This is a genomic window from Peribacillus sp. NPDC097264 (genome assembly GCF_050277925.1).
GTDB lineage: Bacteria > Bacillota > Bacilli > Bacillales > DSM-1321 > Peribacillus.
Map to the genome: position 1 here is coordinate 311,269 of NZ_JBNNSR010000003.1, position 19,369 is coordinate 330,637.

A 19,369-nucleotide genomic window follows, 5' to 3' on the forward strand; every position below is an offset into this window, starting at 1 on the left:
TAGAATATTAAGATAATTTTTCGTATGCTGGATTCGTTAAGAAATCAGCGAAGTCTTCAGCCACAATCAATTCTTCGAATAGTTTAGTAGATTCTTCAAATTTCCCTGTTTTGAAAGCTTCTTCACCAATCTCGGATTTAATGACTTCCAATTCTTCCTCTTTAATTTGATGGAATAATTCTTCCGTCACTTTCCTGCCATCTTCTAGTATGCCTTTAGGATGACGAATCCACTGCCACACTTGAGCGCGGGAAATTTCTGCTGTAGCGGCATCTTCCATCAAGTTATTGATAGGAGCCGCTCCTCTACCACATAACCAGGAAGCGATATACTGAATGCCGACGTTTATATTTGTCCGTAAGCCAGCCTCCGTAATGGATCCTTCTGGGACTTCCAGCAAATCTTTAGCCGTCACTTCTACATCTTCACGTTTGCGGTAAATTTGATTCGGTTTCGGAACAAGAAGGTCAAACACTTCTTTCGCAGTACTCACCATGCCTGGATGAGCGACCCATGTACCGTCATGCCCATCTCTCGCTTCACGTTCTTTATCCGCTCGGACCTTCGCGAACGCCTCATCATTCTTGGCCGGGTCATTCTTGACCGGAATTTGGGCAGCCATTCCACCGATTGCCGGAGCATTACGGGTGTGGCAAGTCTTGATTGCGAGAAGGGAGTAAGCCCTCATGTTCGGAACCGTCATTGTAACCTGTAATCGATCTGGGAAGATTACGTCCTCTGAGTGACGGAATTTCTTCAGGAAGCTGAAGATGTAATCCCAGCGACCGCAGTTTAGGCCTGCTGAGTGTTCTTTCAACTCATACAAGATTTCGTCCATTTCGAATGCTGCAAGAATCGTTTCGATTAGTACCGTCGCTCTAATTGTCCCCTGCGGAACTCTTAAATCATTCTGGGCATAGACAAAGATGTCATTCCATAATCTGGCTTCGAGATGACTTTCCATCTTTGGAAGATAGAAGTATGGACCGCTTCCATTTTCGATCAATGCTTTCACATTATGATAAAAGTAAAGACCGAAGTCGAATATGCTGGCGGATATAGGCTGTCCATTTAATAGAACGTGTTTTTCTTCCAAGTGCCAGCCACGGGGTCTGATTTTCAAGACTGCCGTTTTTTCATTCAATCTATATACTTTACCGTTTGGATTTTCAAATGAGATGGTACCGCGGATGGCATCCCTCAAGTTCAGTTGCCCATCTATGCAATTTTCCCAAGTAGGCGAGTTGGCATCTTCAAAGTCTGCCATAAACACGCAAGCCCCTGAGTTTAATGCATTGATGATCATCTTACGATCAACCGGCCCTGTAATTTCAACCCTGCGGTCTTGCAAGTCCTTCGGGAGGGGAGCGATTGTCCAATCACCTTCACGGATATGTTTCGTTTCCTCCAGGAAATCAAGCTGCTTTCCTTGGTTTATTTCCTCTTGGACCGTTTTACGTCGCTCTAACAGTTCCCTTCTCCTTGCACCGAACTGCCGTTCAATCCGTTCAATGAATTGAAGCGCTTCCGTAGTAAGTATTTGTTCATATCCAGGCTTGATATCCCCTGTTATTTGTAAACCTTTTGCTTCAGTAATCATGTTGCTTTCCACATCCTTTCAAACTCTTATATGTTATAATACAGTTATTTTATTTCCTGTTTGTATTATATAACACGCTGTATAAATTTGTCACCTACTTTTCCAACTTTTTTAAAAAAAGATATTAATTTACTATAGAAAGCCTGGTATATAGGCATTTCTATTAGAAAAATAATTGAAAATATTCTGTTTTTTTATTTCTTTCTTTCTTCATTGTCCATTTTTGCATGAAACAGTTAAGATTTTGAGTGGCAAGATTTCCTTCATATGTGGAAGCATTTATGGGCTGAACGCAAAAAAAGGCTATCCACATTCTTATCTTTGTGGATAGCCTTTTTCTATTTATGTTGAATGATCGTTACTTTTCCTTTATTCATCCTGTTCATCATAATCCGAATAACAATTGGTTTTAGAAGATTACGGGTGGGTGGAAATACCAGGATCAATCCCAAGACATCCGAAATCAGTCCGGGTGATAGCAACAGAGCGGATCCGATGAAGATACAGATTCCATCGACGATTTCATTTCCAGGCATCATCCCTTGACGAACCTGACCCTGTGCCTTTTTCCATATTTCCATTCCTTGGCGTTTAGCCAAATAAGCTCCGATTAAACCAGTGGCTACAATTAGGAACAGCGTTGGCCAAAACCCAATCAGATTGCCAGATAATAAGAGGACAATAATCTCAATGATCGGCATCGCAATGATAAACAATAAAAAGTACTTCATTTACATTCCTCCTGCACAGCCCACTTCTGGTGCGGTACACCTATCTTACATCAACGATTGGATTTCATCCAAAATTTTGTTTTACAAAACTTTGGCATGACCATCATAAATGATTCCACGGCTGGCATCGACCGTTATTCTCTGTCCATCCTTAAAGGCCTTTGTCGCATTATCAGCCCCGACAATGACAGGAATGCCTAAGGTAACGCCGACAACTGCCGCATGGCTAGTCAAACCGCCTTCTTCAGTAATCAATGCGGCACACTTTTCTATTGCCGGCATCATTTCACGATCCGAACCGATTGTAACCAAAACAGATCCTTCTTGTACTTTTTCCAAGGCTTCCTTGGCATTCTTGGCAACGACCACTTCACCCTTCGCTGTTTTCCTACCGATTCCTTGAGCCTTCAATAGAACCTCTCCTAACACATGAATTTTCATCAAGTTAGTCGTCCCTATTTCACCTACAGGCACACCAGCGGTAATCACCACTAAATCCCCATGGGAAACGATTCCGGATTCCAGGCTTTGGTCAATCGCTGTTTGGAGCATATCATCTGTCGTCTCTGCTTTAGGCCCCATCTGCGGATAAACGCCCCAGACCAATGCAAGCCGTCTGGATACATCTTCATTAGAGGTAACGGCAATAATAGGCGCTTTTGGACGATACTTAGAAATCATCCGTGCTGTATGACCGCTTTCAGTCGGTGTGATGATTGCACCTGCATTAAGGTTAAGCGCAGTATGTGCAACGGATTCCCCAATGGCATCTGTCACATTATGTCGATCCGACTTACTATTCCTTGTAAGGATATCCCGATAATTAAGCGCTGTTTCTGCACGTGAAGCAATATTATGCATAGTCTGAACGGCTTCGACTGGGTAAGTTCCCGCAGCTGTTTCACCAGAAAGCATGATGGCATCCGTTCCATCGAAAATCGCATTCGCCACATCACTTGCCTCAGCTCGTGTCGGACGTGGATTACGCTGCATCGAATCAAGCATTTGTGTAGCGGTAATGACCGGTTTGCCTGCATTGTTACATTTCTTGATCATATCTTTTTGAACAAGTGGCACTTCTTCCGCAGGGATTTCAACACCTAAATCACCACGCGCAACCATCAAACCATCAGCTACTTCTAAAATTTCATTGAGACGGTCCACGCCTTCCTGGTTTTCAATTTTAGGGATGATTTGAATATGCTCTGCTTTATTTTGTTGCAACAATTCCCGGACTTCCAGTACATCCGACGCCCTGCGGACGAAAGAAGCGGCCACGAAATCGATTCCTTGTTCGATACCGAAAAGGATGTCCTTTTCATCTTTTTCCGTAATCCCTGGCAAGTTTACGGAAACGCCAGGAACGTTGACGCCTTTTTTATTTTTCAATGTACCGCTGTTTAGGATTTTCGTATGAATTTCTTTTTTTGTTTCATCAATTGCTAACACTTCAAGACCAATCAAGCCATCGTCCAGCAAAATTCTAGATCCAGCTTGTACATCATATAGAAGCCCTTCATAGGTAATGGAGAATTTCTCTGGTGTCCCCAAAACTTCTTGCATCGAAATCGTTACTTCTTTACCTGCCGTCAACTCGATCGAGTCATTCTCCATGTTATTCGTCCGTATTTCAGGACCTTTTGTATCAAGCAAGATAGCGACCTGTTTCCCCGTTTTCTCTGATGCTTCTCTTATATTGCGAATTCTTGCAGCATGTTCCTCATGATTACCGTGGGAAAAATTAAGACGTGCTACATTCATCCCTGCCTCGATTAATTGAGCCAACTTTTCTACACTTTCACTAGCTGGCCCAATGGTACATACAATTTTAGTTTTGCGCATGGTGTCAACCTCCTAAAGAAACTCGTCCTCTACCGCCATATGACGGAGAGTGACGTAGTATTAAACATATTTTTTTCAATCATTTAAATAGACAATTCTTCTGATAGGTCATACATTTTCTTATCAATCGTGTGCTTCTTCGATAAGGCATCGATGATATCGTAATCAACCAGTTTATTTTCCTCAATGCCAACAGCCCTGCCACCTAAACCTTCAAGAAGCAATTCGACTGCGCGGGCGCCAAGCCTGCTTGCCAACACACGGTCAGACGCAGTAGGAGAGCCACCACGTTGTACATGACCCAGAACCGTAACACGCGTTTCGAACCCTGCTTTCGCTTCTATCTGTTTGGAAATCTCCATAGCACTGCCTACACCTTCTGCCACAACGATGATACTATGCTTTTTCCCGCGTTCATGTCCCCGGTTCAGCTTTCCTATCATCTCTTCCATATCGAAATCGTATTCCGGGCATAAAATGGTCTCAGCCCCTCCTGCAAGACCGGCCCAAAGAGCAATGTCACCGGCGTTTCGGCCCATCACTTCAACCACATACGTCCGTTCGTGGGAAGTCGCTGTATCCCTGATTTTATCAATCGCATCGATGACCGTATTAAGGGCTGTATCAAAACCAATCGTAAAGTCCGTTCCCGGAATATCGTTATCGATCGTTCCCGGAACGCCAATGCAAGGAAAACCTCGTTCCGTCAATGCCTTCGCTCCAAGGTAAGACCCGTCACCGCCAATGATGACGATGCCCTCAATACCCACTTTTTTCAGTTGTTCGATTGCCTTTAACTGTCCCTCTTCCGTTTTGAATTCAGGACAGCGGGCAGTATGTAACATCGTGCCTCCGCGGTGTATGATATCCCCGACAGAACCAAGCTCAAGACGTCTTATGTCGCCATTGATCAACCCTTCATAGCCATGGTAGATGCCATAGACCTCCATTTCATGAAAAATCGCTTTCCGGACTACTGCCCGGACTGCAGCATTCATGCCTGGAGAATCCCCTCCACTTGTTAATACCCCTATTTTTTTCATTATGTTCACCTCTCCTACTGCGCTAATGACATAAAACTTTTCAATAACCTCATTGTACCCTTTTTTCACCTAAGATAAGCAAGGAACTCTTCTTACTGCTTAATCCAATGTATTAAGACTAACGTATTCTGAACAGAAATTGAAGTAAATTGCGTTAAAGATTGTTTTATTTCCCAAAATAGGAATCAATTTAGTCACCTGGGTATTTAAGTATCATATTAAGGTTGAAAAAACGTGTTGCCTGCGGCAGCACGTTTTTTCTTGGCCATGTATTTATGAATGTTGTTTTACTTCCAGTATCGGTCCTTCTGGCTGTCCTTCAAATTCATATTCACCGATATTTTTAAATTTCATATAACGCTGATTGATCAGTTCCTCACTATTAAGGGAAAGAAGCTCATTGATTGATTGCTTCAACATATCCTTAATCGCTTTGGCTTGCTCCTCGGCATCGCGATGGGCCCCGCCTTTCACTTCAGGAATGATTTCATCAATGACTCCCAATCGGTTGAGGTCAGGAGCCGTGATTTTCATCGTTTCGGCTGCACGCTTGGCTTGGGAAGCATCCTTCCACAAGATAGCGGCTGCTCCTTCAGGAGAAATGACAGAATAAGTGGAGTTCTCCAGCATATAAATCCGATCCGCTACTCCTAGAGCCAAAGCACCACCACTTCCACCTTCACCAATGACAATACTGATAACAGGTACATTAAGTCCTGCCATTTCAAAAAGGTTTTTTGCGATGGCTTCACTCTGACCACGCTCTTCCGCTGCTTTACCAGGGAAGGCACCTTTCGTATCTATGAAACAAATGATGGGACGATTGAACTTTTCGGCTTGTTTCATCAGACGTAAAGCCTTTCGATAGCCTTCAGGATGTGGCATACCAAAATTACGACGGATATTTTCCTTTGTATCCTTACCACGCTGATGGCCGATGATGGTCACAGCACGTCCATCAAATTCCCCGATGCCTGCTACGATGGCTTCATCATCACCATAGTAACGGTCACCATGGAATTCCATAAATTCATTAAATATAAGAGGGATATAATCAAGTGTTGTCGGACGGGCTGGGTGACGAGCGATCTGCACGCGATCCCATGGCTTCAAGTTATTATAAATGTCCGTTTCCAACTTCTCGAGACGCTGTTCCAAGCTTTCAATTTCAGCTGTCAAATCAACATCTGCTCCCTTTGTTATTTCCCTTAGTTCTTTAATCTTGCTTCGAAGCTCTGTGACAGGGCGTTCGAATTCCAATTCGTAAATCATAACCATTCACCACCCGGGGCATGAATTTTCAGGATCGTTGTCAAGGTATCTTTCATTTCCGTCCGTTTAACCACAGCATCCAATTGGCCATGCTTCATCAAAAATTCAGCTGTTTGGAAATCTTCAGGAAGATCTTCATGTATCGTTTGTTCAATGATCCGTCTTCCAGCGAACCCTATCAGGGCACCAGGTTCTGCAAGGTTAATATCCCCAAGAGATGCAAAGCTGGCTGAAACGCCGCCAGTTGTAGGATGGGTCATCATCGAAATGATCAATCCACCTTCATTGCTGAACATTTTAAGGGCGGCACTTGTTTTGGCCATCTGCATGAGGCTCAGAACACCTTCTTGCATTCGCGCCCCGCCAGATGCGGTAAAAATGATGAATGGTATCTTCAATTCGCCGGCCCGTTCAATCGCCCGTGTGATTTTTTCTCCAACGACGGACCCCATACTTCCCATCCGGAAATTGGAATCCATGATGGCCGTTGATATTTGGAAACCATTTATGCTTCCTACCCCTGTAACCACTGCCTCATTAATTTTGGCCTTCACTTTATCCTTTTCCAGCTTTTCCAGATAATCCGGGAATTGAAGGGGGTTAACGGAAATCATTTCTTTATCAAATTCAGTGAAACTATTGGCGTCGAAAAGAAATTCTATGCGCTCATGAGAGGACATGGAATGATGGAACCCACAATGCAAACAGACTTTTACGTTTTTCACTAATTCTTTTGTATACATGATTTTTTTGCAACCTGGGCACTTCGTCATAATTCCTTCAGGTACATCCTGTTTTTCACGATCTAAAGGAACCGTTGCATATTTCTTCTTAGATTTTGCAAATAGCTCTTTAAGCAAGTCTAATCCTCCCTTTGCCACCAAACCTCTTTTTAAAGAAACTTTGGTCCAAACTATATCAGAAATATATTCAAAATCGTGTAAAATGCTGTCACTCTTCCTTCGACAAATTTCTGATTTTAGTAAGGTATGCTTCGATGGCTTTTTCTTCATCACGTTCAAGCAAATATGTAAGCAACAAAAGATAATCTTCTTTTTTCGTTTTTGTTTTGATCTGCTCTGATGCTCTAGCATAGCTGTTGACAATACGCCAAATTCTTTCAAGCAAACGATTGCGGTTTAATATGGCGATCCTCAAGAAGAAATCATCATCATGGAATTCTTCTGCCTTGACCCAGTCCATTAACGATTTAACCTCTTGGGCAGTGGCGAAGAAGGCCACGATCTTCAAACAATCGATTTCAATTAACCGTTTGGTCTCGGCTAAATCTTCTTGAACTTTTTTATCTTGCAAAAAAAAGGTTCCCAGAAGCTCGACTAACTTATGCTCCTGGAAATCCCTAATAAACGTTCCTTCACCACGTCTAGTTTCTATCAATCCTAAAAGCTCTAGTGCTCGCAATGCTTCACGGACAGATGAACGTCCAACATTCAGACGGTCGGATAACTCCCGTTCAGAAGGAATCTTATCGCCCGGTAAGAGGTTATCCGCTTCAATCATGCTCCGCAGGCTTTCCACAACATCGAGATAAATTTTGGTTGAAGAAGTACGTTCTGCCAAATTAGTTAATCCTCACTTTGTCCAATGATTGCTAGTTTTCTTGTTTTTTCTTTAATTTGCTCTGGATCGGCTTGAATTCTTGCGACCCCGGTTTCCATCGCTGCCTTTGCCACAGCGGCAGCGACTGCAGGCGCTACCCTAGCATCAAAAGGGGCGGGAATAACATAGTCTTCATGAAGTTCATGCTCTTCTATTAAACCGGCAATCGCCTGTACAGCTGCCACCTTCATTTTTTCATTGATATGCGTTGCACGTACATCTAAAGCGCCTCGAAAGATTCCAGGGAAAGCCAGGACATTATTGACCTGGTTTGGGAAGTCGGAGCGACCGGTCCCCACCACCTTGGCCCCTGCAGCTTTCGCTTCCTCCGGCATGATTTCAGGATTGGGGTTAGCCATGGCGAAAATGATTGGATCGTCGTTCATGGAAGAAATCATGTCCTTATTCAACGCTCCCGCCGCAGACACACCGATGAATACGTCCGCTCCCTTGATAACTGTCGCAAGGTTTCCTTGGACCTTATCCCGGTTGGTCACTTTCGCTACTTGCTCTTTTATATCGTTCATACCTAACGTACGCCCTTCATAGATGGCACCTTTCGTGTCACACATGATGATGTCACGCACTCCATAGCTATAAAGCAACTTTATGATGGCAATGCCTGCCGCTCCGGCACCACTGGCCACGACTTTAATTTCCGTTATCGATTTTCCTACAAGACGCAAAGCATTTACAAGACCGGCCACGGTTACAATTGCTGTACCGTGCTGATCATCATGAAATACAGGGATATTCATTTCTTTTTTTAATCGTTCTTCGATTTCAAAACAATTCGGTGCTGCAATATCTTCTAGGTTCACTCCGCCAAAGGTCGGTTCGAGCAATTTGACGGTCTCTACAATCTTATCCACATCCGTCGTTTTTAAACAGATTGGAAAGGAATCCACTCCCGCAAAACTCTTGAACAAGACCGCTTTGCCTTCCATGACAGGCAAGGCGGCTTCAGGACCGATATTGCCTAGGCCCAACACTGCCGTTCCATCAGAAATAACGGCGACCGTATTCCCCTTCATGGTATAGTCATAGACGGTTTCAGGTTTTTCGTAAATTTCCTTACATGGTTCGGCGACACCAGGAGAATATGCCAAGCTTAAATCTACTGCATTCCTAACTGGTACTTTCGAAACGGTTTCTAATTTCCCTCGATTCAAGCGATGCATATGTAATGCTTCTTCTCTTAATGTCATATTCTCACTCCTAGAACGAATTGGGCAACCCGGAATTATGCTGAAATCTAGTGGTCAGACCACATGGGTCTGCATTCAATATAACATACCTGATAAAGTTGTAAAATAGTTAATCTCTCTTATAAACGACATTTCCTTTTCCTAACAATCCTTTTAAAAGATCGATTAACTTATCGCCCGGGTTGACCCAATCCCAATAGGATAGCTGTACATAGCGGTTTTCCCGCTCATAAAATAGCATGACCTTCGTTTCGCCAGTATGCTGGATTAATATTTTTTTTATTTTTTGAAGAGTGTCTTTTGTTTGCTTTTCCGCTTCAATCCTCAAGAAAAGCGTTCCTGCTTTTTTCTGTGCCATATCTTTCACTTGGTCCAGCGGATAGACATATTGGACGATGAGCTGTGTTTTTCCGCTCCGCTCTTCCAATGTACCTTGAAGCATGGCCAACTGTCCGTGATTCAAGATGGCAGAGTAGTTTTTATACACATTGGGGAATACGACGGCTTCAAGATCGCCTTCTTCATCACTGACAGTCAAGAATGCCATCACATCACCCTTTTTCGTACGGATGGTCTTAACCGCCGTGATGTACACACCAAGCAGGATTTTTGCCTCTTTTTTACTTACTGCTTCATCGATGGTCAAGCAACCGAAGTGCCCGAAAAGTTCTTTATGGCTCGTCACGGGATGATTGGAGAGGTATAGGCCAAGTACACTCTTTTCCAAGGATAGCTTGTCCTCCACCGGAATGGGATCGACATGATTGTATTTAGGCTTTAGCGAGAATTCACCATCCGAAAACATATCGAATAGATCATCATCCGGATTGACCAATTCGGTATGGCTGATTGCGACATCCAGGCTAGCAAGCAAGGTGGCACGGTCTTCGCCAAATTCATCAAAGGCACCTGAATGCACCAACGCTTCCAATACCTTTCGATTGACGATTTTTCCCGACACCCGTAAACAGAAATCGAATAGGTCCCCGAATTTCTTTTGGCGTCTAGCCGCAAAGATTTCCTTCAGGACGGTCCCACCGATTCCTTTTATGGCACCAAGGCTGAATCGGATTCCTTCTTTCCCCGGTAAAAAAGGATAGCCGCTTTCATTAATGGAAGGAGGCAGCACGGAAATGCCTTTCTTCTTGGCTTCACGCACATACTGGGAAATCTTATCGTCATTTCCGACGGCAGAAGTCATGAGGGCAGCCATGAAATACTCAGGATAATGGGTTTTCAAATAGGCAAGCTGATAGGCAATGACACTGTAAGCTACAGCATGGCTCCTGTTGAATCCATAATTGGCGAACCGGACGATCAGGGTATAGATATCGTCCGCTGTTTTCTCGGAATACCCTTGCTTCAAGGCCCCATTCACGAAGTGCTCCCTCTCCTGGTCCAATACTTCCTTTTTCTTCTTCGAGACGGCACGCCTTAGTAAATCGGCCTCTCCCAGGGAGAAACCGGCAAGTCGTGATGCAATCTGCATGATCTGTTCCTGATATACGATGACGCCGTATGTAGGATCTAGAATCTCCTTCAAATCCGGATGGTGGTATTCAATTGGGACCAGCCCGTGTTTGCGCTCGATGAAAAGTGGGATGTTTTCCATTGGACCTGGACGATATAAGGCGTTGACCGCGACGATATCTTCAAAACGGTTTGGCTTTAGGTTCATTAATACCTTCCGGATCCCATCCGATTCGAACTGGAATACGCCCGTCGTTTCACCCCGTCCCAGCATGGACAAGGTCTTCGGATCATCCATGGGTATATGGGAGAGGTTCAGTTTTTTCCCGATCCCCTTTTGGATGTTTTTCAAAATATTATCCAGGAGCGTTAAGTTGCGAAGGCCTAGAAAATCCATTTTCAGAAGGCCGAGTTCCTCGAGGAGGTCCATTGGATATTGCGTCAGATGGATGCCATCATGCCCTTCCTGAATCGGGATATGCTCAGTGAGCGCCTGATCGCTTATGACGACGCCAGCCGCATGTGTGGAGGTATGGCGTGGAAGCCCTTCAAGCAGCAGTGCCGTTTCAAAAAGCTTCTGGTTCCGCTCACTTTCCCTTACGAAATCCTGTAATCGCTTGGATTCTTTTAATGCTTCAGGCAAGGTGATCCCAAGGCGTCCCGGAATCATTTTCGAAACCATTTCCTGCTCTTTTGTATTCAAACCGAAAACGCGGCCGGTATCACGCAACGCCGCTTTTGCCGCTAAAGTACCAAATGTTATGATTTGGGCAACATGCAATTCCCCGTATTTCTTCGCGACATAAGCAATCACTTCCTCGCGGCGGTTATCCGGAAAGTCGATATCGATATCTGGCATAGTCACCCGCTCAGGATTTAGAAATCGCTCGAACAGCAGGGAGTGTTCGATTGGGTCGACATCTGTAATGGACAATACGTAGGCAACCATCGATCCTGCCGCAGATCCCCGTCCTGGCCCCGTCAAGATCTGGTGGTCCCTTGCGAATTTCATGAAATCCCAGACGATTAAAAAGTAATCGCTGAATTTCATTTGCTTGATGACAGCCAATTCAAAGCGCAGACGCTCTTCATATTGGATGGATGGTTCAGGCATTCTTTTCTTCAAGCCCTGGAAGCAGAGGGCTTCGAGCATTTCTTCAGCCGTAACTCCAGCTGCGGTAGGGTATTTGGGTAGCAGGGAACGATGAAAAGGAATAGTGAGATTGCATTGCGCGGCTATATGTAGCGTATTTTGAAGGGCATCCGGCAAGTCACTGAACCGTTCAGCCATTTCAGCACGGCTTTTCATATAATACTCTGTGGATGGAAGCACCACCCTCGTTTCGTCCGCCAGCTTGTCGCCATTACCGATGGCGAGTAGCGCTTCATGTGCCAGTGCATCATTTTGGTTCAAGTAATAGACCGGATTCGTCGCCACAAGCTCGATTTCCAGCTCTTTGGCCAAATGACGGATTGCTTGTATTCGCTGCTCCTCCTTGGCCATCCCCAGCCGTTGAAGGGATAAATAAAAGTTATCCTGTCCGAACACCTTCAAAAATTGCCCGGCCGCTTTCCTTGCCTCCTCGGTCCTTTCTTCTTCCAATAATCTTTCGATTTGGCCATCCGCACCCGGGGAAAGCGCTATTAATCCCGTAGAATAGGCTTTAAGCCAATTAAATGGAATGCCCGACGGAGATTTCGTTTTGATTGCACTGCTTATTTTCAGCAGGTTTTGGTATCCTTGAAGATTTCTTGCTAGTAAAAGAAGAGGATGTGCGGCATCTTGGTCATCTAGAACATCCGCAAGAATCCCGATAATCGGTTTTATCCCCTGTTTCTTGCATTCCTTATAAAAATAAACCGATCCATACATAACATTCCGGTCGGTTAATGCTAGACTCGTATGGCCATCCGCTTTCGCTTTAGCCACAAGTTCACGAATTTTCACCGTACTGCTCAGCAGGCTGTATCCGCTCTGAATATGGAGATGTGTATACACGTTTTTTTCTCCCACCTTTGAAAGGGCATGTTTCTTTTCATTATAGTGTTTATTTCAAAAAAAGAAAATATGTTCTCATTCCCAATCGGGTTTGTCCACTTTGATTTTCAGAGGCTATCATATTCCCTCCGCGCATCCCATATAAATAGAGTAGAAGAATATCAAGCCAAAAAGGATGATGATACATGAATGAAGCCTTTGTTCCGGCATTTATCAACAGTTTTTTCATCGCGCTCGGCGTTTTGCTTGGCGGGTCGATCATTGGCGGACTGGCGGCTTTTTTCACGGGACAAGCCCCGATGACGACCGTTTTCCGTTTATCGGATAGCCTAAGGATCTGGGCGATCGTCGCTGCCATCGGGGGGACCTTCGATATGGTCTATAATTTTGAACGTGGCATTTTCCACGGGCAGACGAAGGATATCGTGAAGCAGGTGCTATTGATCCTCTCCGCCCTCGGGGGTGCACAGACAGGGGCGTTAATCATCAATTGGTTCACGCAGGAGCATATTTCGCCATGAGGATCCCCCCTTATCATCGACTACCTACCTGGCAGCGTTTTTTTGCCGGTGCAGCATTAGGCGGATTGCTCAGCTGGGTGATTTTCTTTTACATGTACGGAGTGCAGCAGGAAACCCAGATCCGGATCATTCATGAGCAAAGAGAAGAAATGAAGGATTTGACTGAAAAAATCGCGATTTGGGAGCAGGATTACAAAAAATTAAATCAAAAAAACGAAGAGATTTTGACAATTCAAGAAGTCGAGGTGAAAATTACCAACGGGCAATTTTACAGCCTCGATAAGCTGAGTATCGCCGATGCCGAGGATGTCATAGAAGATGACCTCTCTTCCCTTCTGGCAAAAGACGTCGTAAGTGTATATAACGGAAAAATGCTACTTAAGAAGTCGATTGAAAACAAACTCATCAAGATTAATAAGAAATGGTACGAGCTGGAAGTCAATGAAATTATGTTTTATACGAAAATGAATATTGAACTCACAATCAAGAGGGCGAAATGATGCGATGGGAGAGGTGAACGATGAACCCAATCTTAAACCAAATCGGTACGGTCTTCATCCCGGTTCGTGATATTGAAGTGGCCCGCGATTGGTATTCCGACCTGTTGAGCATCCCGGTGACCGGGGAAATTTCATTCGGGCACCTGTATGCCCTGCCTATGATCGGAACGGGCATTGTTTTGGACAGTAAGATATTTTCCGAAGACCGCATTTTCAGGGTCCCCCCCTTTCACTTCAATACGACGAATATCATCGAAGCGTACGAATATATGAAAGGGAGAGTAGAATGTACAACAGGGATCATACATGACCGATGGTTCAACTTCAAAGATCCCGATGGCAATCAGTTAAAAATTTCCCAGCATCGTGACTATCTAAAAGGCAAAAGACCAAATTCAAGATGATTTGGTCTTTTTGTTCTTCTTATTCGGCTTTATTTACCTCTTCTAAGTCAGCCAAAATGTCATCTACTGCATCCCAAGAATAAATAGAGGCCCCTGCTGCAAATGGATGTCCGCCACCATTGTATTTCCTGGCGATCATGTTGATGATTGGACCCTTAGAACGGAAACGAACCCGGATTTCCTTTTCTTCTTCAATGAAAAAGACCCATGATTTCACGTTTTTAATCGAACCCAGCGAGGAGACAAGCTGAGAGGCTTCTGAAGGCGTCGCATGAAATTTTTCCAGGATATCCTTCGTGATGATCATCTTCCCTGTTCCGTTTGGTAGGATTTCGAAGTTTTGCAGCACATACCCATTCAGGCGGGTGATGCTTTCCTCGACATCATACATCTCTTGATATAACTGTGGACGGGAGAATGAATAATGAATCAACTCACTCGCATAGGAGAATGTTTTCTCGGTCGTGCTTTGAAAAAGAAAACGTCCCGTATCACCCACGATCCCCGCATACAGGAGACGGGCTACCTCATCGCTCATCTTCAATCCTTGATCTTTACCAAATAGATAAAATTCATAAATCATTTCACTCGTCGAGCTTGCGGACGTATCGACCCACAGCATGTCTCCATAAGGATCTTCGTTCGGATGGTGATCGATCTTGATCAGCTTATCCCCTGTCGGATAGCGGCTGTCACAGATTCGGTCGGTATTGGCGGTATCACAAACGATGACCAAGGCCCCTTGGTACATTTCATCCGAAATCACATCGAGCCTCCTTAAATAATGTAACGTAGGCTCTTCTTTCCCGACCGTGAAAATGCGCTTCTCAGGAAATGACGCTTTCAGGATTTCAGCCAATCCCCCTTGCGAACCGTAAGCATCCGGGTCAGGCCGGACGTGGCGATGAATGATGATCGTATCATAATGCTTTATATCTGCTAATATTTCAGCCTTCATATAAATCTCCTTTTTATAGATGGTATTGTACAAATTAAGACGATATATTTTATTTAATCAAAAAATTGGGGGAATAGGAAGACACATCTTGTTTTAGGTGGCAATCTCTAGAGATTCCCGCTACAATAAAAAGGTACATATGTTAAATTGGGGGAATTATAAACGATGCCTATCCTTGTCACCTTGATCGTTCTGTCACTAGGGATTTATGTATTTTACAAAATCAAAATGGTACGCACGAAAATGCCGATGGAGAAAAAGTGGATTTCAGGAAAATCATCCATTGCCCTCGGTGCCTTTGTAGCCTTATTTGGAATCAATCAGCTATTCCTTTTCCAGACGACCGTTACATACATCATTGCCGCTGTATTCATTTTTGTCGGACTTTTCAGCGTTTGGGGCGGTTATAAAATGTATAAATTCTACCTCCCACATGCCATTGAAGAAGCCACAAATCAAAGAGGATAATCGAATTCGATTATCCTCTTTTTCTAATTAAGAACGATCGAGCAACTGACAGGTCAGCATCGCCTTTCCTACAAGCTTACCTTGGTTAAATACCTCGACATCCACTTTCCCGAACTTACGTCCCACATCCAGGACACGCGGATGAATTTCAAGCGTACTGTCGATCTGAACAGGCTTGATGAAGTAGATCGTCATATTTTCAACGACTAAATCGCCGCGCTTATAGCTTCTGAGCGCACGATTGGCTGAATCCGTAACAAGTGTCGTGAACACCCCACTTGAAATCGTCCCAAGATAATTGGTCATTTGCGGTGTAACACCATAGCTATACACTTCTTGTCCCTTGCCTTGGTTTGACGACATCACCAGCTGACTCGTGATCGTATCGTCAATCGTTTCACCGACCTGTGGCTGTCTTTGGCTCATCTGTAGCGCCTTCAGTACATCCTGCCTGCTCACGATCCCTTTCAGGATGTGACTGTCGCTAACGACCGGAATCAACTCGATCCCTTCCCACACCATCATATGGGCTGAGGAGGCGACACTCATTTTATCGCCTACGGTCATCGGATTCTTCGTCATCACCTTATCAATGAGCGTCGTTTCTTCTTGGCCCATGACATCTTTTGAGGTGACCATGCCCTGAACCTTCATGTTTTCATCAACGACAGGGAAACGGCTATGACCCGAATCCTGATTCAATTCATGCCAATTTTGAACCCGGTCCCCCACGGTCAAGAAGGTCGTTTCCTGAACTGGCGTCAAAATATCCTCTACCAATAAGATTTCCTTTTTGATCAATTGGTCATAAATGGCCCGATTGATCATGGTCGCGACAGTAAAGGTATCGTAACTCGTTGAAATGACCGGCATCTCCAATTCATCGGCCAATATCTTAACGGATTCTTCCGCATCGAACCCACCGGTGATCAGCACCGCTGCACCCGCTTTTAACGCGTGCTCATGCGCCTGGGTACGATTGCCTACAATCAATAGGTTTCCTGCACCCGTATATCGCATCATGGCCTCAAGCTTCATCGCACCGATGACGAATTTATTTAACGTTTTATGAAGACCCGTTTTTCCACCCAAGACTTGTCCATCAACTATATTGACTACCTCGGCAAACGTTAGCTTCTCAATATTCTCTTTTTTCTTTTTCTCAATACGGATCGTGCCGACCCGCTCAATGGAACTTACATAGCCTTGATTCTCCGCTTCTTTAATCGCACGGTATGCCGTACCCTCACTAACATTCAGGACTTTGGCAATCTGGCGGACGGAAATCTTTTCACCAACCGGAAGTCCATCGATATGTTTTAATATTTGTTCATGCTTTGTAGCCAAGCGCTTCACCCTTTTCACGGTATTCCTATATCCCATTATAAGGTCAAAGAGCCTAGATTATCAAACAACTACTGATATTCACGCAACCTTTTCTTTTCGTGCAACCGTTTCCCTTTCCTTTTTGCTGGTGAATACAGGATGCCCGTCAAATTGCCCGCAACGGCCAACAGCGCGAACAGCAGCCAAGTTCCCCCAAACAAACTCTCTAGGCCCCCGCTTTCCAACGTTAGGCGTGGCACTGCATAATACAGCATCACACCGCATAAAAGCAAACAGAGCAATAACCTTTGCTTCATCCAACCCCCTCCTTCATTCCATCCCTTCATTTTATGCAAGAGGATGAATAAAAAGAATGAAGCCTACAGGGGATTTTTATGGTTGTCGTCGAGACATACTACATCGTACTTCCTGATTATTCATTTCCTATATAAAAAGGAGCCCCGAATCAGGCCCCTGTTGCATTATAAGTCGATTACATCTCCGGGTTCCATGACAAGTCCATTTTTTGCTTCTAGCATACCGATGAATTTGTTTGGATCCTGTTTGATGACCGGGAACGTGTTGTAGTGGATCGGCACGACCTGCTTCGCCTGGAGGAATTTTGCGGCAAGCGCTGCATCTTCCGGCCCCATTGTGAAGTTATCGCCAATAGGCAGAAATGCCAGATCAATCGGATGTCTTTCCCCAATCAGTTTCATGTCGGAATAAACGGCCGTGTCACCAGCATGATAGATCGTTTTTCCTTCTACAGTCAACAATACGCCGGCAGGCATCCCTAAATAGATGATCTGACCATCCGCTGTATTGAATCCGGTTCCATGAAAGGCAGGTGTCAACTTCACTGTGCCAAAATCGAATTCATAAGCACCACCAATGCTCATGCCATGAGTCCTGACGCCTTGGTTTCCTAAATACACGGCTATTTCAGCAATTCCGATGACAAGGGCATCGTTCTTTTTCGCTAATTCCACCGTGTCACCAATGTGGTCATTATGACCATGTGTTAAGATGATGACATCCGGCTTTACGTCCGCCACCTTTAAATCCGTTAGTTCATTTCCATTGATGAATGGGTCAAAAAGAATCGTCTTGCCATTGGTCTCCACTTTCACGATGGCATGTCCATGAAAAGATACTTTCATTACTGATGCTCCTTTCCGATACACACTTTTTTGAATTTTTTCAAAAGCTTTACCATTTACTATTCAAATAGTTATTGCTAAGGTAATTATATCCTATCTATGGAGGAATCGTCATGAATAAACATTTGAAAGAACTACAAAACTGGTTGCAAACCAATGAGTTGGACGCAGCCATCCTAACTTCTACCGAAAACGTCTTTTACTGCAGTGGATTCTTTAGTGATCCGAATGAAAGACTGCTTGCACTAGCCATTTTTCCGAACGCGGAGCCATTTTTGGTTTGTCCGCAAATGGAAGTGCCCGATGCCAAGAATGCTGGATGGCAAGGCGAGATCATTGGCTACACCGATATCGAAGATCCATGGTTGAAAATCCAGAAAGCGGTTAGTCAACGTGGATTATCCTTGAAGAAAATCGCGATTGAAAAACAACATATGAATGTGGAACGCTATGAAAACATACAGCATCATTTTGATGCGCCGGTACTCGTTTCAGCCGAGGAGAAGCTACAAAAGATGCGAATGATCAAATCCGAAGATGAAATGATCAAGATTCGTGAAGCCTGCCGACTTGCCGATGTGGCTATCGAGGTCGGGGTCAGCGAAATCCGTGAAGGGAAAACCGAAATGGAAATCCTGGCTGCGATTGAATTTGAAATGAAGAAGGTCGGCGTTAGCCACATGTCATTCTCTACAATGGTACTGACTGGAAAGAATGGAGCTTCGCCTCATGGAACACCAGGAGCATCGAAAGTTCAGCGCGGTGACCTCGTTCTTTTTGATCTAGGTGTCGTATACGAAGGATATTGCTCAGACATCACCAGGACCGTCGCATTCGGGGACATCAATGACAAGCAAGCGGAGATCTATGAAACGGTTCGAAAAGCGCAGGAAGCGGCCATTGCAGCAAGCAAACCCGGCATTGCTTGTTCCGAGATCGACCGGACTGCCAGAAGCATCATCCAGAACAAAGGCTACGGCGACTATTTCCCACACCGTCTTGGGCACGGACTTGGCATTAGCGTCCATGAATATCCATCGTTAAAGGAAACGAATTCACTTAAGTTGCAAAAGGGAATGGTTTATACAATCGAACCAGGTATCTATGTTCCCGATGTGGCTGGTGTGAGGATAGAGGATGATCTGTACATAACCGAAACAGGTTGTGAAGTCTTGACGAAATATCCGAAAAGCCTCCAAATATTAAGATAGACTTCACCAAAAATTCGTAAATTTGTTACAATT

The 19,369-nt window shown here is 44.4% G+C and carries 19 protein-coding genes; 5 read left to right on the forward strand and 14 right to left on the reverse strand.

All coding sequences use genetic code 11. The features are described from left to right. Positions 1-7 precede the first annotated feature (7 nt). The 10 genes from aceB to ACQKL0_RS06850 all read right to left on the reverse strand — a co-directional run bounded on the left by aceB (position 8) and on the right by ACQKL0_RS06850 (position 13,143). On the reverse strand, positions 8-1,600 hold the full coding sequence (gene aceB, locus ACQKL0_RS06805; protein WP_427686756.1) for a malate synthase A: 1,593 nt from the start codon (positions 1,598-1,600) through the stop codon (positions 8-10). A 338-nt stretch (positions 1,601-1,938) separates the two neighbouring features. Continuing rightward, positions 1,939-2,331, reverse strand: a complete 393-nt coding sequence (locus ACQKL0_RS06810; RefSeq protein ID WP_402874380.1) for an FxsA family protein — start codon at positions 2,329-2,331, stop codon at positions 1,939-1,941. A gap of 81 nt (positions 2,332-2,412) precedes the next feature. Then, positions 2,413-4,173 (reverse strand): pyruvate kinase, encoded by a 1,761-nt coding sequence (gene pyk, locus ACQKL0_RS06815; RefSeq protein ID WP_402986594.1) that lies wholly within the window; start codon positions 4,171-4,173, stop codon positions 2,413-2,415. A gap of 83 nt (positions 4,174-4,256) precedes the next feature. Further along, the gene (pfkA, locus tag ACQKL0_RS06820; protein WP_402874373.1) at positions 4,257-5,216 is read right to left on the reverse strand and encodes a 6-phosphofructokinase; all 960 of its coding nucleotides are present in this window, start codon (positions 5,214-5,216) and stop codon (positions 4,257-4,259) included. 273 nt (positions 5,217-5,489) lie between these two features. Then, a complete protein-coding gene (gene accA, locus ACQKL0_RS06825; protein WP_402874370.1) occupies positions 5,490-6,488 on the reverse strand; it encodes an acetyl-CoA carboxylase carboxyl transferase subunit alpha in 999 nt (332 codons plus the stop codon). Further along, entirely contained in the window at positions 6,485-7,348 is an 864-nt protein-coding gene (accD, locus tag ACQKL0_RS06830; protein WP_402874367.1) for an acetyl-CoA carboxylase, carboxyltransferase subunit beta, read from the reverse strand. The genes accA and accD overlap by 4 nt, the downstream gene beginning before the upstream one ends. Positions 7,349-7,439: 91 nt before the next feature. Beyond that, positions 7,440-8,069 carry a FadR/GntR family transcriptional regulator gene (locus ACQKL0_RS06835; protein ID WP_427686758.1) on the reverse strand — a complete coding sequence of 210 codons (630 nt, stop codon included), beginning with the start codon at positions 8,067-8,069 and terminating at the stop codon, positions 7,440-7,442. A 5-nt stretch (positions 8,070-8,074) separates the two neighbouring features. Beyond that, complete coding sequence (locus tag ACQKL0_RS06840) at positions 8,075-9,316, reverse strand: NAD(P)-dependent malic enzyme (RefSeq protein ID WP_427686760.1); 1,242 nt, start codon at positions 9,314-9,316, stop codon at positions 8,075-8,077. Between the two features lie 109 nt (positions 9,317-9,425). After that, entirely contained in the window at positions 9,426-12,785 is a 3,360-nt protein-coding gene (gene dnaE / locus ACQKL0_RS06845) for a DNA polymerase III subunit alpha (RefSeq protein WP_427686762.1), read from the reverse strand. A gap of 49 nt (positions 12,786-12,834) precedes the next feature. Next, positions 12,835-13,143, reverse strand: a complete 309-nt coding sequence (locus ACQKL0_RS06850) for a hypothetical protein (RefSeq protein ID WP_427686813.1) — start codon at positions 13,141-13,143, stop codon at positions 12,835-12,837. Here ACQKL0_RS06850 and ACQKL0_RS06855 point away from each other — a divergent pair. The 3 genes from ACQKL0_RS06855 to ACQKL0_RS06865 are packed head-to-tail and all read left to right on the forward strand — an operon-like array spanning position 13,028 to position 14,210. Then, on the forward strand, positions 13,028-13,306 hold the full coding sequence (locus ACQKL0_RS06855) for a YtrH family sporulation protein (RefSeq protein WP_402874635.1): 279 nt from the start codon (positions 13,028-13,030) through the stop codon (positions 13,304-13,306). The genes ACQKL0_RS06850 and ACQKL0_RS06855 overlap by 116 nt on opposite strands. Next, positions 13,303-13,806: a sporulation membrane protein YtrI gene (gene ytrI, locus ACQKL0_RS06860; protein WP_427686764.1), complete on the forward strand. Its 504-nt coding sequence runs from the start codon at positions 13,303-13,305 to the stop codon at positions 13,804-13,806. The genes ACQKL0_RS06855 and ytrI overlap by 4 nt, the downstream gene beginning before the upstream one ends. A 20-nt stretch (positions 13,807-13,826) precedes the next feature. Continuing rightward, positions 13,827-14,210 carry a VOC family protein gene (locus ACQKL0_RS06865; protein WP_427686768.1) on the forward strand — a complete coding sequence of 128 codons (384 nt, stop codon included), beginning with the start codon at positions 13,827-13,829 and terminating at the stop codon, positions 14,208-14,210. A 19-nt stretch (positions 14,211-14,229) separates the two neighbouring features. Here the strand turns inward: ACQKL0_RS06865 and ACQKL0_RS06870 are convergent, their stop codons facing one another. Next, entirely contained in the window at positions 14,230-15,168 is a 939-nt protein-coding gene (locus ACQKL0_RS06870) for a DHH family phosphoesterase (protein ID WP_427686769.1), read from the reverse strand. A 165-nt stretch (positions 15,169-15,333) separates the two neighbouring features. Between ACQKL0_RS06870 and ACQKL0_RS06875 the strand changes: the two genes are divergently transcribed. Beyond that, positions 15,334-15,636: a YtpI family protein gene (locus ACQKL0_RS06875; protein ID WP_427686771.1), complete on the forward strand. Its 303-nt coding sequence runs from the start codon at positions 15,334-15,336 to the stop codon at positions 15,634-15,636. A 27-nt stretch (positions 15,637-15,663) separates the two neighbouring features. Here ACQKL0_RS06875 and ACQKL0_RS06880 read toward each other — a convergent pair whose 3' ends face one another. The 3 genes from ACQKL0_RS06880 to ACQKL0_RS06890 form a co-directional block, all read right to left on the reverse strand. Beyond that, entirely contained in the window at positions 15,664-16,983 is a 1,320-nt protein-coding gene (locus ACQKL0_RS06880) for a DRTGG domain-containing protein (RefSeq protein WP_427686773.1), read from the reverse strand. 68 nt (positions 16,984-17,051) lie between these two features. Further along, positions 17,052-17,279, reverse strand: a complete 228-nt coding sequence (locus ACQKL0_RS06885) for a hypothetical protein (protein WP_427686774.1) — start codon at positions 17,277-17,279, stop codon at positions 17,052-17,054. A 165-nt stretch (positions 17,280-17,444) separates the two neighbouring features. Further along, positions 17,445-18,125 carry a metal-dependent hydrolase gene (locus ACQKL0_RS06890; protein ID WP_427686776.1) on the reverse strand — a complete coding sequence of 227 codons (681 nt, stop codon included), beginning with the start codon at positions 18,123-18,125 and terminating at the stop codon, positions 17,445-17,447. A 113-nt stretch (positions 18,126-18,238) separates the two neighbouring features. Between ACQKL0_RS06890 and ACQKL0_RS06895 the strand changes: the two genes are divergently transcribed. After that, a complete protein-coding gene (locus ACQKL0_RS06895; protein ID WP_427686778.1) occupies positions 18,239-19,336 on the forward strand; it encodes a M24 family metallopeptidase in 1,098 nt (365 codons plus the stop codon). The last annotated feature ends 33 nt before the right edge of the window (positions 19,337-19,369 follow it).

Coding starts and splice junctions, on each gene's coding strand:
- aceB (WP_427686756.1), bottom strand. CDS start 1,600: ATGATTACTGAAGCAAAAGGTTTACAAATAACAGGGGATATCAAGCCT.
- ACQKL0_RS06810 (WP_402874380.1), bottom strand. CDS start 2,331: ATGAAGTACTTTTTATTGTTTATCATTGCGATGCCGATCATTGAGATT.
- pyk (WP_402986594.1), bottom strand. CDS start 4,173: ATGCGCAAAACTAAAATTGTATGTACCATTGGGCCAGCTAGTGAAAGT.
- pfkA (WP_402874373.1), bottom strand. CDS start 5,216: ATGAAAAAAATAGGGGTATTAACAAGTGGAGGGGATTCTCCAGGCATG.
- accA (WP_402874370.1), bottom strand. CDS start 6,488: ATGATTTACGAATTGGAATTCGAACGCCCTGTCACAGAGCTTCGAAGC.
- ACQKL0_RS06840 (WP_427686760.1), bottom strand. CDS start 9,316: ATGACATTAAGAGAAGAAGCATTACATATGCATCGCTTGAATCGAGGG.
- ACQKL0_RS06850 (WP_427686813.1), bottom strand. CDS start 13,143: ATGGCAGCGACGATCGCCCAGATCCTTAGGCTATCCGATAAACGGAAA.
- ytrI (WP_427686764.1), top strand. CDS start 13,303: ATGAGGATCCCCCCTTATCATCGACTACCTACCTGGCAGCGTTTTTTT.
- ACQKL0_RS06865 (WP_427686768.1), top strand. CDS start 13,827: ATGAACCCAATCTTAAACCAAATCGGTACGGTCTTCATCCCGGTTCGT.
- ACQKL0_RS06870 (WP_427686769.1), bottom strand. CDS start 15,168: ATGAAGGCTGAAATATTAGCAGATATAAAGCATTATGATACGATCATC.
- ACQKL0_RS06875 (WP_427686771.1), top strand. CDS start 15,334: ATGCCTATCCTTGTCACCTTGATCGTTCTGTCACTAGGGATTTATGTA.
- ACQKL0_RS06885 (WP_427686774.1), bottom strand. CDS start 17,279: ATGAAGCAAAGGTTATTGCTCTGTTTGCTTTTATGCGGTGTGATGCTG.
- ACQKL0_RS06890 (WP_427686776.1), bottom strand. CDS start 18,125: ATGAAAGTATCTTTTCATGGACATGCCATCGTGAAAGTGGAGACCAAT.
- ACQKL0_RS06895 (WP_427686778.1), top strand. CDS start 18,239: ATGAATAAACATTTGAAAGAACTACAAAACTGGTTGCAAACCAATGAG.